Origin of the sequence: Pseudomonas baetica, assembly GCF_019733355.1 — a bacterium.
GTDB lineage: Bacteria > Pseudomonadota > Gammaproteobacteria > Pseudomonadales > Pseudomonadaceae > Aquipseudomonas > Aquipseudomonas baetica_A.
Genome location: NZ_JAIHLQ010000002.1, coordinates 65,304 through 78,917, shown reverse-complemented (window position 1 = coordinate 78,917; position 13,614 = coordinate 65,304). Strand labels below are relative to the sequence as shown.

At 59.2% G+C, this 13,614-nt stretch carries 10 protein-coding genes; 1 reads left to right on the top strand and 9 read right to left on the bottom strand.

What is annotated here, in order from left to right:
* Nucleotides 1-37: 37 nt before the first annotated feature.
* Nucleotides 38-1,315 (bottom strand): cytochrome P450, encoded by a 1,278-nt coding sequence (locus K5E40_RS01985; protein ID WP_171902596.1) that lies wholly within the window; start codon nt 1,313-1,315, stop codon nt 38-40.
* Between the two features lie 182 nt (nt 1,316-1,497).
* Between K5E40_RS01985 and K5E40_RS01980 the strand changes: the two genes are divergently transcribed.
* Nucleotides 1,498-2,163, top strand: a complete 666-nt coding sequence (locus K5E40_RS01980) for a TetR/AcrR family transcriptional regulator (RefSeq protein WP_020300807.1) — start codon at nt 1,498-1,500, stop codon at nt 2,161-2,163.
* A gap of 101 nt (nt 2,164-2,264) precedes the next feature.
* Here the strand turns inward: K5E40_RS01980 and K5E40_RS01975 are convergent, their stop codons facing one another.
* From K5E40_RS01975 to K5E40_RS01940, 8 genes are all read right to left on the bottom strand, one after another.
* Nucleotides 2,265-3,869 (bottom strand): NAD(P)/FAD-dependent oxidoreductase, encoded by a 1,605-nt coding sequence (locus tag K5E40_RS01975; protein ID WP_047531023.1) that lies wholly within the window; start codon nt 3,867-3,869, stop codon nt 2,265-2,267.
* A gap of 98 nt (nt 3,870-3,967) precedes the next feature.
* The gene (locus K5E40_RS01970) at nt 3,968-4,789 is read right to left on the bottom strand and encodes an SDR family NAD(P)-dependent oxidoreductase (protein ID WP_047531025.1); all 822 of its coding nucleotides are present in this window, start codon (nt 4,787-4,789) and stop codon (nt 3,968-3,970) included.
* Nucleotides 4,790-4,819: 30 nt separating this feature from the next.
* Complete coding sequence (locus K5E40_RS01965; protein WP_047531027.1) at nt 4,820-5,638, bottom strand: enoyl-CoA hydratase/isomerase family protein; 819 nt, start codon at nt 5,636-5,638, stop codon at nt 4,820-4,822.
* Nucleotides 5,635-6,606 (bottom strand): hypothetical protein, encoded by a 972-nt coding sequence (locus tag K5E40_RS01960; RefSeq protein WP_020300811.1) that lies wholly within the window; start codon nt 6,604-6,606, stop codon nt 5,635-5,637. Before K5E40_RS01960 ends, K5E40_RS01965 begins: the two co-directional genes overlap by 4 nt.
* Before the next feature lie 46 nt (nt 6,607-6,652).
* Nucleotides 6,653-9,184: an RND family transporter gene (locus tag K5E40_RS01955; RefSeq protein ID WP_047531029.1), complete on the bottom strand. Its 2,532-nt coding sequence runs from the start codon at nt 9,182-9,184 to the stop codon at nt 6,653-6,655.
* A 35-nt stretch (nt 9,185-9,219) separates the two neighbouring features.
* The gene (locus tag K5E40_RS01950) at nt 9,220-10,350 is read right to left on the bottom strand and encodes a YCF48-related protein (RefSeq protein WP_221729433.1); all 1,131 of its coding nucleotides are present in this window, start codon (nt 10,348-10,350) and stop codon (nt 9,220-9,222) included.
* A gap of 95 nt (nt 10,351-10,445) precedes the next feature.
* Nucleotides 10,446-11,804, bottom strand: a complete 1,359-nt coding sequence (locus K5E40_RS01945) for a DUF1329 domain-containing protein (protein ID WP_047531033.1) — start codon at nt 11,802-11,804, stop codon at nt 10,446-10,448.
* 30 nt (nt 11,805-11,834) lie between these two features.
* Nucleotides 11,835-13,496, bottom strand: a complete 1,662-nt coding sequence (locus K5E40_RS01940) for a DUF1302 domain-containing protein (RefSeq protein WP_047531036.1) — start codon at nt 13,494-13,496, stop codon at nt 11,835-11,837.
* Between the last annotated feature and the right edge of the window lie 118 nt (nt 13,497-13,614).

The following is a 13,614-nucleotide window of genomic DNA, read 5'->3' as shown; positions in this document are numbered from 1 at the left end:
TTTTTGTTGAGGCCTGGAAACGGATTTTCAGCCTGGTTCAGTCCCAGATCACCGGGAGCTTGGACACGCCGCGCAGTTGCGCACCGCCTATCAGCGGCACAGGCTCGCTCGGGTCGAGGCGCAAGTTTGGGAACAGATCGAGGATCGCGTTGACCGCGCAGCTGATCTCCACCTTGGCAACGAACTGACCGATGCACATGTGCGGGCCGAAGCCGAAACCAAAGGAGGGTTTTGGCTTGCGATCAATGTCGAATACATCGGGGTTTTCAAAGGAGTCTTCGTCGCGGTTGGCGGACACCACCATGCATTGGACGAACGAACCCTTGGGGATTTTCACGCCGTGAAATTCCACTTCCCTGGCGGTTTCGCGCACCTTGAAGGTGGCCACTGGTTCAAAGCGCGTGGTTTCGTCCATCAGCTTGCCGATCAGCGAGCGGTCGGCCTTGACTCGGTCCAGTAACCCGGGCGTGGTGAGCAGCAAGGTCATCACCGAGCCGAACATGCGCGTGGTGGTTTCGCCCGCGGCTGGCAACAGCGAGCGAGTGAAGGTGATCACCTCGTGGTCATCCAGCGTGCGCCCTTCGTACTCCGCGCGCAGCAAACGCCCGACTACATCATCGCCTTGGCTGCCCTCTGCACGACGTTGCACCACCACCTCGGCAAGCGCGTCGTACAGACCTTTGACGGCGATGCCGGCCTGACGTCGCGCTTCAACCATTTTGCTCGGGTCAATCTGGTTGCCGCCGACAATGGCCAAGGCCCACGCAGCGTATTGCTTGTACTTGGAGGGCTCATCCGAGGGGAAGCCCATCAAAGCGTACATGACGCGAATCGGCAGCTCGAGGCCAAACTTCATCAAGTCGGCCTTCTTCGCCGGCAACATCGGCTGGATGTACTCCTCGCGAATCACTTGATCGATCTGGGGGCGCCACTTGTTCACGGTCTCCGGCATAAAGGCCGGTTGCAGCAAGGCGCGCACCTTGCGGTGCTCGTCACCGTCCATGGCAAGAATGATCAAACCATCGAAAAACGCTCCAAGACCTTCGGCAATAAAACCGCTGGTATAGGTCGCACCGTCGCGCAGAACAGTCATTACATCCTGGTATTTGAACAAGGCGAAGGTCGGGCGAGTGCCCTGCTGGGTGCCGGCATTGGTCGGCACGCCAAACTGGGTGATGAAGTCGCCTTCATAGATGGGCGATTTCAACCGTTGCTCGCGGCACACCGCGTGAATATCCAGGTCGGTGCCGCGATACATTTCCGACACAGCGGAGTATGCGGTTGCCAGGTCCAGTGCTGCGCTTTCGTTGCTCATCAGGAGCTCCTGTCTTGTTTTTATTCTTCTTGCACACCAAGATTACCCGGCTGCCAACCCATGGTATGTGGTTGTGTCTGCCCCGGTAGTCCGCTTCGTTTGACTCGGGGTCAAACGAAGGCCCCCGGGGAAATGCTTCAAGGTGTGAATAACCTGGCCAAAACTGGCATGAGGAGGACGAGGTGGCGGTAAAGGCAGGAGAAGGTGGCGAACAGGGCAAACGCAATACGATGAATCGCCTGCTCGCGGCAGCGCGCGTGGAGTTCGCCAGAAAAGGCCTGGCTGGTGCGCGAGTGGAAGAAATTGCCCGGGAAGCCGGCGTCACCAAGCAGCTGGTCTACCACTACTACAACTCCAAGGAAGGCCTGTTTGTAGCGGTACTGGATGAATCCTCGGACAACATCATGTCCGAGCTGGTCAATCTCAATGTCGAAGAGCTTTCACCGCCAGTGGCGATGCGCGCCGTGCTCAACCATTTTTTCGACCAGTACCGTCTGGACCCCTTCCTCGGCAGCCTGGCGCTGGAAGGCATTCGCTACCATGACACCCACGAAACGCCGCGTAACCACTTTCTGGAAATGGCACCGAAGCTGATTGCCAAGCTCGATGCGATTCTGTTGCGGGGGGCGGCCAGTGGTGATTTTCGCGCAGACATCAACCCGCGCCTGTTGTTGGCCAGCGCTTCGCTGGTGACTACTGGCTGGTTTACCAACCGCTATTCGATGTCGGCGCTTGCCGGGCTGGATACGGACTCGGAGCAAGGCATGGCCACGTGGCGGCAGTACTCGGCGGATTTTGTGCTGGCGAGTATTTCGCTGGGGGCAGAAAAAAACGTCGACGGCGTTTAAGCACCGTTCACACACTCTCGCCCAATAAGCTTTCCCTGTGGGAGCGAGCCTGCTCGCTCCCACAGTGGGTTCTCTGTTGGGCTTGGAATCAGCGACCCGCTTCAGTCAGCCTTTTTACGCAAATACTTGCTCACCCGCTTGGCCGCCAAGCGCCCGGCCATGCCATTGACCCCGCCGCCCGGATGAATACCGGCACTGCCCAGATACAACCCCGCCACAGGCAAGGTATCGCCGCCCAAACCGTACGCCGGGCGCATGGTGCTCGAGCGCATCGAGGTGGTGTCGATATGCACCACGCAGCCATTCACCGTGTTCAAGCGCGCAGTAAAATCCGGAGCCGCCTCGATGTGTCGGCCAATCACCTGCCCCTCGATCCCATCGATGTAGTCATACAGCTGTTCCTGTACCTGATCAGCCACCCGCTCACGCAGCGCGTCCCAACCTTCATTGGGATTTACCGGCATCACCGGCGGATAGATGTACAACACATCCTGCCCGGCTGGCGCTTGTGAAGGGTCAGCCGAACTCGGAGCGGCGACGGTGATATAGGGCAATTTCGGTACTTCGCCACGGGCGCAGGCGGCGAAGTTTTCCAGCACGGCTTCTTCGGTGCCGATCAGCATGACGGTTTTACGCAAATCCACGCCATCGCCGCGAATGGCAGCGAAACGTGGCACAGAAATCTGCCCACGCAAGGCAACATCTATCTTTAGTGGCCCCGAGCCTTTGCCGTTGGCCGGCGCCATGGCGATGCGGGTCAACAGGTGTTTGGGAATCTCGCCGGGGGTAACCATATCCAGCGCCGGCTTGGGGTGGCAGCCAGCAATGACTGCCCGTGCGGTGAACTGACGACCATCCGCCAGTTTCACGCCTTTGATCAGACCGTCCCTGGCAACGATTTCACTGACGCTGGCCGACACCAGCACTTGCCCGCCCAGCTCTTCCAGTCGAGCCTGCATGGCATTGCTCAACTGCTGCATGCCACCCAATACCCGGCCCACGCCAAAACGATGGAGGAAACCAAGCAAGGCGTAATAGATGCCACCGCCATCGGCGCTGATGTCCCCCGCCAGGCCAGTGAGTGCGCACATTGCGGAAATGGTCAGCGGGTGTTCGAAGCGCTCACGCGCCGCCTGCAATGCAGAGCCCGTCATCAGCGCCATCAATTCGGGTTTCAAGGCTTTGTGTTTGATCGCGGTGCCAAGCATTTTCAGCTTCACGCCGAGGTTCGTTTTGGCCGGGTCGACACGCATCATCGGCAGCGCGATATCGAGGAACATGTCGATGACTTTCATGAACTGCAGAAACGCCTCGGCATCCTTGCTGCTGAACCGGCGGATCTCGGCGGCGGTTTTCTCGCGATCGCGCCAGAAGATCAGCGATTGCCCATCCGGGTGCAAGTACACATACCCCGGCGCAAGCTCTATCGATTTGAAACCGTGTCGATCAAGTCCCAGTTCCGCTGGTACATGGGAATGCACGCGCATCGACATCATGTCCAGGGCACAGGGATGAACCAGATGCTGCGGCGCTTCGGGTATCAGGTAACCCGAGGAGGCCATCCCGCCGACCTTGTCCAATGCCTCCAGAACCAGCACCTTCTTGCCTTCCAGGCCCAGGTAGCAGCCAGCCGAAAGGCCATTGGTGCCACCGCCGACGATGATCACATCAAAATCCGTAGTGCTCGCATTTTGGTTCTGGTTCATCAATTAATTCCAAGTCGAAGTTCAACCACAGCGGCACGCGGCGGCTATGGCGGCAAAGATCAACCGCGGCGCACCGCACAGGGTGCGCCGGGCAAGGGTTACATGCCGGTGCGACCCATCTGCGCAAACAGCGCGCGCATCGCCACCAGGGAGGGGGTGTGGCTGCTGAAACCGCCGTCGGCGACCAGCGTGGTGCCGGTGACGAAGGAGGATTCGTCACTGGCCAGGAACGCCACCACATCGGCAATCTGCCGAGGCGTGCCCAGCTCGGCAGTGCAGTGGTTGTCGCGCAGGATGTCGAGCAAGGGTTCAGGCATGGCGTGTTCCGAAGGCGCCAGGCCGATCTGCACGGCGTTGCCGCGAATGCCTTGTTTGCCGTATTGCGAGGCGACCATGCGCGGCAGCATCATCAGCCCCGCCTTGGAGGTGGCGTAGCCGGTCAGGGACATATCGCCCTGCATGCCCAGACCCGAAGTGGCGAAGATAATCGAGCCCTTGCCGCTCTCCAGCATGACCGGAATCACATGTTTGGTGCACAGCACTGCGCCGCGCAGGTTGACGGCGATGGCCCGGTCCCAGGCCTGCATGTCGAGGTTGACAAAATCGCGGTCCAGCTGACGTTGCTCGGCGTTCAGGATCGCCGCGTTGTTGTGCAGAATGTCGATACGGCCAAAATGCTGTTTAACCTGAGCAACCATCGCCCGCACGGCGTCTTCCGAGGACACGTCAGTGGCGATTGCCAAGGCTTGATGACCCTCGGCGAGGAGTGATTGGGCCACGGCTGTGGCCCCCTCGAAATTGATATCGACCACCGCAATACTTGCACCATGCGACGCCAGCACCCGTGCGCACTCAGCGCCCAGGCCGCCACCGGAGCCGGTAATAATGGCCACTCGCCCTGCCAGTTTTCCTGTGCTCATGTTCTATTCCTTATTGTTTTGGGTGGCGCTTTACTCGCCGGTAAACCGCGGTTCGCGCCGCTCGCTGAACGCCTGGGCTGCCTCTCGGGCATCCTTGGTCGGGGCCAGCAAGGCGAACAGATCAAGCTCCAGATCCAGGCCACGCTTGAGGTCCATGTCCAGTGCCGCCCGAGCCGCTTGTTTGACAAAAGCCGACGCGGTGGGTGGTTTGCTGGCGATGCGCTGAGCAAAGGCTCGCACTTCGTCCACCAGGCTGGCATTGTCACTGGCCAAGCGACTGACCAGGCCAATGCGCTGCGCTTGTTCGGCGCCCACCCGGTCTCCAGTGAGCAACATGTCCAACGCCTGGCCCGGTGCAACCACTCGGGAAAGCCGTTGCGTACCACCGCCGCCGGGAATCAGCCCCAGGCCGGTTTCCGGCAGGGCGAACACGGCATCGGGCGCGGCGAAGCGGATGTCACACGCCAGCACCAGTTCCAACCCACCGCCCATGCAATAACCATGAATGGCAGCGATCACCGGTTTGCTGATGCCATCCAGCGCTTCGATCCAGCGCACCTGTTCCATGCGCTGCCGCACTTGCAGGCTCGATTCCGGGCCACGGCGCTCCTTGATATCAGCACCCGCACAAAAGCCTCGCTCACCTTCCCCGCGAATCACGATCACGCGAATGTCCGGGTCTTGCTGCAACAGCGCCAGTGCTTGCGGCACGCCCTGACGAATATCGTCGTTGATGGCGTTGATCTGCCGGGGCCGGGTCAGTACCACCCAACCCACCATGGCATCACGCTCAAGGCGCACCGCATCGTTGATCAGCACGGGAGACTGCGGTTTTTGCGCTGTGCTCATACAGGGCACTCCTCGAACTCGAAGACCTGGCCATTGAGTTCTTGTGGGTCGATCTTGATCAACGCACGGCCGCCGACGGCCTCTGAGGATTCGATCCACTGGAACCGCGTGCCGCGTGACCGCAGATCCTCGGCCTTGGCAGCCAGATCGTTGACACCGATGCGGATGTAGTACGGACCCGGCCCCCAGTTATTGACGTAGTGGCCGGCGTCGGTGTTCCAGTAGGTCGCCTCGAGCACATCGAGGGTGGCACTGTTCGGCACGGTGAAACCCATACGCGCACGGCGGTAACCTTCGCTGCCGATGCTCTCGACCGGCCCGCTCGGTTCCCAGTCGAGGTTGGTCGAGACCTTACGCAGGGTTTCATCGAGGTCGCGTACCAGGAAGCCACGGGCGGTGACGCGGACCATGTCGCCGGGCTTGAGATCACGCGGCTGCATCGGTGGCAACTGATAGGTTTCCGGCGGCATCTGCAAAGGCTCGGTCGGCATGATCTCAATGCACAAACCGCCATCCACAGTGGGTTGGTAATACGGTTGCTCGGGAGTAGCACCCAGCCACAAACGGTCGAACGGCATTTCCGGGGTGCGCTGCGCCATGCGGAACGGCAAGCGACGACGCATCAGTTTGTCTACCAGCGCGTCGAACTTGTCCCCGTGCAGGGCCAGCACGATGGAGTGCGTGATCATCGGCCGATGATGCCCCTGGAAATCTTTCAGGCTTTCCAGAAAGTCATGGAACAACGGATCACCGGGGTTCGGCCGATCCAGGTGCCACTGCGGTTCGATGCGCGTAGGCGACACCGCGAGGGATTTGTGTACCCGCAGGAAATGCGCAATGTACGGGTGATTATCGAACGCCTGGCGCCAGCGTTCGTGTTTGTAGATGCCGAGCTTGTCGACCAACATTTCCGTCATGCCGTCCGGGTCCGGAACCATCATGTCGGCACTCATCAATAACTCGAACATTGTTCTCTCCTTGCAGTTGCCAGCCAGGTCTGTGCCCGGCTATTAGTCAGCGGACACGCCGGGGTAAGGCGAGCTCGGTCAATAGGGGTGTAGGTGCGCTGGCCGCGGGTTTGCGCGGTTCCTGTTGCGCGCGCGCGTCCTCCAGATCGAGGGTCACGCCGGCCTTGGAGTTGCCTTTCGGGTTGAGCAGGTAATGCGAGAGTGCCGGGATCAGCACCAGCGCACCGAGCATGTTCCACAGGAACATGAAGGTCAGCAGAATGCCCATGTCCGCCTGGAACTTGATCGGCGACCAGGCCCAGGTAATCACCCCGGCGGCCATGGTCAGGCCAACGAGGGCAACGACACGACCGGTGAAGTCCAGCGAGCGGCGATACGCAACCGCCAGGCTACCGCCACGTTCCTGCACCGCCAGTTGCACACTGAGTAGATACAGCGCGTAGTCCACGCCGACACCGACACCCACGGCGATCACTGGCAAGGTGGCTACTTTCAGGCCGATCCCCAACCAGACCATCAGCGCCTTGCAGATGATCGTGGTCATCAGCAAAGGAATCAGCGCCACCAGGGTTGCGCGCCAACTGCGGAAGGTCAGCAGGCAGAGCAAGGCCGTAGCGCCATACACGGCCAGGTACATGGTGATGATGCCCTTCTCTACCTCAATGTTAGTGGCAGCTTCGATCCCGGCGTTACCCGCAGCCAGGAGGAACTCCACAGGCTGTTCAGCGCCAGCGACCGTGTTGTTTTCCTTGGCGAATTCTTCAGAGACCTTCAATACCCGGCTCAGGGTGTCGGCTTTGTGATCGGCCAGATAGGCGATCAATGGAGTGACCGAGCACTGCTGGTTGGTGATCCCCGGAGCAGAAATCATCGCCGCGTCCACCGCCGAGTTGGTGATCGCCTGGTCACGGCTTATGCTCAGCCATTTCGGGCTGCCTTCCGCCATGCCGGAGCTGATCATCCGCACGGTTTCGGCCAGCGACTGGGTCGTCTGTACACCGGGCGTCTGGCGCAGCCGCCAGGCCAGTTTGTCCATGCTTTGCAACGACTGGTATAGACGGCAACTGTCTTCATTGGTCTTCATGATGACCACGAACTGGTCACTGGAAAGTCCGTAGTGACTAGTGATGTAGGCGTTATCGCGGTTATAGCGCGAATCCGCACGCAACTCCGGCGCACCGGGATCGAGGTCGCCCACCTTGAGATGCATCATCACCACGCTGCCAATCAGCGTCACCACCAGCGATACGGCAATCACCGCCGTGGCCATCGGCCGTTCCGTGAAGCGATCCAGGCCGCTCCACAGACGCCCGAGAAAACCCCGGTTTTCTGCGCCGGCCTGATCTTTGGCGATGGCGATACGCGCGGCTTTCTTACTGACGCCCAGGTACGACAGCGCCACCGGAATCAGCAGCAGTTTGGTGAAAATCAGCACGGCGACACCGATGCTGGTGGTCAGGGCCAGGTCGCGAATCACCGGAATATCAATGATCACCAGCACGGCAAAACCAACGATATTGGTCAGGAGCGCAGTCAGGCCTGTGAGAAACAAACGGCGGAAGGTATAGCGTGCAGCGATGTATTTATGGGTGCCACGGCCAATGTCCTGAAGAATGCCGTTCATTTTTTGCGTGCCATGGGAAATCCCGATGGCAAAAATCAGGAACGGCACCAGGATCGAGTAAGGGTCCAGCTCGTAGCCGAGGATTTGCATCAAACCCAGCAGCCACACCACCCCCGCCACCGCCACGCTCACCAGCAGCAACGTGCTGCGCAGGCAGCGGGTATAGAAATAGACGAACAATCCGGCGATCAGCACCGATGCGCCAAAGAACAGCATGACCGAATACAGGCCGTCGATCAGGTCGCCCACCAGCTTGCTGAAACCGACAATGTGGATGCCAACCTTGTCACTTTCCAGCGAGCGAATCTGCGCTTCCAGTTGCTTGGAAAAATCACCGTAATCCAGGGGTTGTCCGGTCTGCGGATTGGTATCGAGCAGCGGCGCGACGATCATGCTCGACTGGCCGTCGTTAGCCACCAGGTTGCCAATGATCCCGGAGCGCATGATGTTGCGGCGCAAGGCCTTGATCGACTTGTCGCTGCCGTCGTAATCCGATGGCATGACCGCACCGCCATCAATGCCCTCCTCCGTCACTTCTTTCCAGCGAACGATGGGCATCCACAGCGATTTCATCCAGGAACGGTCGATTCCCGGAATCAGGTACAGGGTGTCGTTGACCTTTTGCAGCGCCAGCAGATAGTCGGCGTCGTAGATATCACCGGATTTGTTTTCCACCACGACGCGAATGCTGTTACCCAGGCCTGGCAACTGGTTTTTATAGGCCAGGTAATTCTTGATGTACGGGCTGGAGCTGGGAATCATTTTCTCGAAGCTGGCATTCACCTGAAGCCTTGTAGCAAAGAAGCCCAACACCACGGTGGCGAGCAAGCAGGCAACGACAACCACCATGCGATGACGGAATATGACCCGTTCAAACCAGCCACCGGAGTTTTTGTCAAAGTCCTCCAGGTTGGCAATCACTGGCATCCCGCTGTTGAATTTTTGCTCGACCATTTTTTCTTTCTCGTAGGGGAATCGTGCCGAGGGCTTTAGTTGGCCTGGGCGATATCGATGACCTTGGCGCCGCTGAAGCGCGTGACAAGCAGGCTCCCAGCCTGTTTGGTGGCACTGGCTGCATACACCTCGCCTACCCGCGCATCTGCCAGCGGGGTGACCTGCAAACTCTGCCGGTCAACACTGACCAGTTGCCCACCCTGGCTCACGACGATCAAGGCATCACCCTGCTCGACAATGCTGACCAGGCTGCTATTGAGATTGGTTGCCACAGGCTGCCATTGCTGGCCGTCATCACGGCTGGCAAACAGGTTGCCGCGCAGTCCGTACGCCAGCAGCAGACCGTCGAAGGCGCGGACGCCAAAGTAAGAGCCGGTGTAGGGCGTATCGATTTTCACGAAACGTTGTTGCTGACCATCCAGCCGCAGCAGCAGACCCTGCTCACCGCCGATGTAAAAAATGCCCGCATGTTCCGCCAGGCCATACAGGTGCATGCGCCGATCGTTGTCACTGCGCTCGGTCCACGGCTGCCAGTTCTGGCCGTCATCCGTGCTGTGCAACAACATGCCGAAGGCACCCACTGCAAATCCGTTGCCGTGCTCATCGAACATCACATCGAGAAAGGGTGCGGCCAATACGTCCGGCGTCGCCGAGGTACTGGCGGCCATCGCTACTTCCTTGAGCATCTGGGCGGCGACTTCATCGCCTTGTTCAGCGCGAGGGCCGTAGTAAGCGTTAAGCAAGGTCAACAGGCGGCGCCCGTCGAGTTGCACTTGCCAGCTGTCACCGCCATCGGTGGTGTGCATGACCACCGCATCGTGACCGACGATCCAGCCATCACGCTCGCCGCGAAACCGTACTTGCACCAGATCGCTAGACACCGGGCTAGCGACCTGTTGCCAGGTGCGGCCTTCATCGGTGGAGCGCTGGATCAACCCGTGCAGGCCGACGCCGATCATCGTGTTGCCTGCCGTGGCGACCGACAGCAAAGGTGCGGGCAGGTGTTCATCGACCCGCTGCGCCGGCACGTCGAGCGAATCGGCCGACAACGCGACGGCGCTGTAGGCAGGCGTCGTCAGCAATGAGCTCGCGCCGACCGTCAACGCGACAGCCAGGAGCAGGCGCGAAGTAGAAAGAAGAAAAGAAGCAGGGCAAGGGCTAGTCATTATTTTTATTCCTTAACCATCCCGCGTGGCAAACCCACCTGTTCTGCCTGCCCGGCTTGATGCGCAAACCGGCAGGCAGGACAGGTGAAATCACATCAGCGCTGGGTGACCCGAGCCACAATGGCTTCAGGATTCATGTCACGCTCGGAGAGTGGTTTGTCGATGAACTTGTAGCCGCCTTTCAAACCATCGTTGAGCAGCGCGTACATGCCTTTGTTGAAGTCATACACGACGTTTTTCACGTTGTAGGGAATGTTTTTGTCGTAGAGCTGGACGCCGCTGAGGAAGATCGAGCGATACAGCGCGCCGCTCTTGTCCCAGGCGTCATACAGGCCGATGCCGAAAGTATCTTCATCCAGGTAGTAAGTGCGTTTGCTGTAGACGTGGCGCATGCCCGGCTTCAACGTCGCTTCCACGACCCACACCCGGTGCAGCTCCCAACGCTCGTTCGCCGGGTTGGCGTGGTGCGGCATGAACTGATCTTCCTGCTTACCGACGCCAAAGTAGAATTTGTAAGCGTTGTAGGGGATGTACATTTCCTTGCGACCAACCAGCTTGTAGTCAAAGCGGTCCTGGCTGCCGGAGAACATTTGCAGTTCGTCGAACAACGTCACACCGCCCTGGCTGGCCACGGGTGTATCGAATGCAAATTCCGGTGCCAGTTTTACCCGGCGCTGGCCTGGGGAATAACTGAACGAACGACGGGCCTTTGCCAACGGATCGAGGAAGTCAGTGAGCACCACCACTTCACCGGAGCGCCGGGCCGGATAGTCATTGCGTGAGAACACCCGTGCATACATCAGCGGATCGCGATCCGTTTGAGTCACCTGGTAGTACGGAGTTTCTTCGAACGTCGCCTGTTCGGCGGTCTTGGTGATCGAGCCGTTGGCGTCGACTACCCAGCTATTGGACGAAGACGTGGTCGAGTAGCCGGTGCCTATCTTGTAGCGCACCTGTTGGTTCCACATCACTTCGTTGCCGGTCTTCGGGATCGGGAACGGCAAGCCGCCACGGCAGGACGGATCGACCGCCAGGCCGTCTTTCTGGATCTGGCAGCTGCTGCCATTACGCACGGTGGCATCGAGTACGGCCTGGGGATAGGCCGTCGTACGGTGGCTCGGGTAAATGTCGATGTAATAGGTCGGGTACTTCTTGATCAGGGTCTTTTGCCCTTCACTGAGTTTGTCCGCGTACTGGTCGACGTTTTTCGCATCAATGCGAAACAGTGGTTTTTCATCCTTGAACGGGTCGACCCAGAACCCGCTGTCCGGTACGAAGCCGGCCGGTGCCTTGGTCAGTCCGCCGTCATAGGCCGGAATGGTGCCCTCGGCGTTCCCCGCCTTGATCGCCCCGAACGGGGTAAGCGTTTTACCCAGCTCCGAAGCGTCACCGGCTGCCAGGGTGTAGGTGGCCATGCTCATCAGGGCAATGGATAGGGCAAGTTGTCGTTTCATGAACACATTCTCCGATTCTTGTTGTATTTGTCAGAAGGAGGTCTTGAAGGTAAACGCCAGCCACCCGCGGTCGGTACCACCCACTGGGCCGTTACCGGCCACGGTGCCGTTCGCCAGATTCTTGGGTTGTGCCTTGGTGTCGGCGTAACGCAGCCCGAACTCATAGAGTTGAGCGTAGGTAGCTTTCAGCCCGATCGAGTAAGACAGCGCGCCTTCGTTCCCGCCACCCGCCGTGGGCGCGTTGCCATGCAGACCGTAGTTAACGGTCAACGGAACATCCAGGTCCCAGGACGGAAAGATCGAAATGTACTGTGGCGTGTAGTTCACGGCAACGGCGTAGTAGTTCTTCGACGAACAGCCATCGGACTCGCTGCCCGAATCTGGAATGCCCGGGGTTCTGCCATTGGTGCAGGCCGCCGTACCGACGCCCTTGTACAGTTCTTCATGTTCCGTCACGCGTTGCAAATGGCTGTAGGCGAATTCACCGACCAGCGTGGCGTTATCCGAAATGAAGTTACGTGGCACGCCGTAAACGGCGTTGGCAATAAAGTGGATCGTGTCACCGCGAGGACCTTCATCATCCAGAGCGCTGACACCGGTGGCGTTCAACGCGCCGCCCATGCGGTAGGACAGCTCGGAACCCACCGCCACGGTATTGAAGACCCGGGCGAAGCTGAGGCCCGCGAGCTTCACGCCACGTGGGTAAACCACGCGATAGGAACCCAATGCCGCTTTGACCTGCGGAGCCAGCCAAGGCTGGTAGTCGTCGAACTGACGGTAGTAGGCGCCGAAGGTCGATTCGATTTCTTCGACGTTGAGTTTGCCCATCACACCCCAGTTCTTGCCGTCACGACCGAAGCGCGAATCCTGACGCTGCAGGGTGGCGCCGTTGGCGGCCAGCGGCAGCTGGTCCGGACCTTCGAACAGTGGGTCGGCGCCGCCGAAATAGGTGCCACCAAAAGGGATACGGGTTGGCTCCCACTCATAGAAGTATTGAGCAGCTACCGAGAGTCGGTCGGTAACTTGCGCCTTGGCCGACACTTGCCCGACAGGCAGGAACACTTCCTTGGTTTCGATACCCGGGCTGGTGGAGGCTTTAACGCCATCGCTCGGAGCTTGAGAGTAAGACACGGCGTGCGCGCCAAAGAGCAGGCCTTCACCCCAGTAGTTGGTATGGCGACCGACTTTCACGTTGACCGGCGTGTCGCCGATGTTGAAGTTGCGCCAGACGAACGCATCGAGAATCTCGCCCGAAGGCCCGTTCATGTAGCGATCGACTTCACTGCTGTACTTGTTGTTGTGATAGCTGGTGGCGTAACCCGGGATGTTACTGCTCACCGTATCGTCGTGGTACGCCTGGTCAAACCAGGCGGCAGCACTGAGTCGTGCACCCCAGTCGTTCAGGTAGGAAAAGTCGAATTCACTGAACAGATCGAGACGATTTGTAACAATATCGCCTTTATCGAACTTCCCGTCCGACTCGTCGTAGTTCGGCGTATTCATGATGCGGTGGTCTTGACTGTCGGTCCGCATACCCAGGTTGTAACGGACCGTATTGTCCCAACGCACGCGGTAGTCTGGGTTCGACATGTCGAACGAGGCCGCCATCAAACCCTGTGCACTGCCAACCATCAACAGTGTCAGCGCACCTTGAGTCAGCACCCGCCGACCCTGCTTGGTCTTCTGTTTCATACACACTACCTTTTATTTTTATTGTTCAGTCGTTATGTGCGTTCAAGCAGTCATTGCAACGATCTGCAAACCCTACAGGATCGTTGCAAGTCTCGCCTGGACAGTCCGCTCAAGAGGC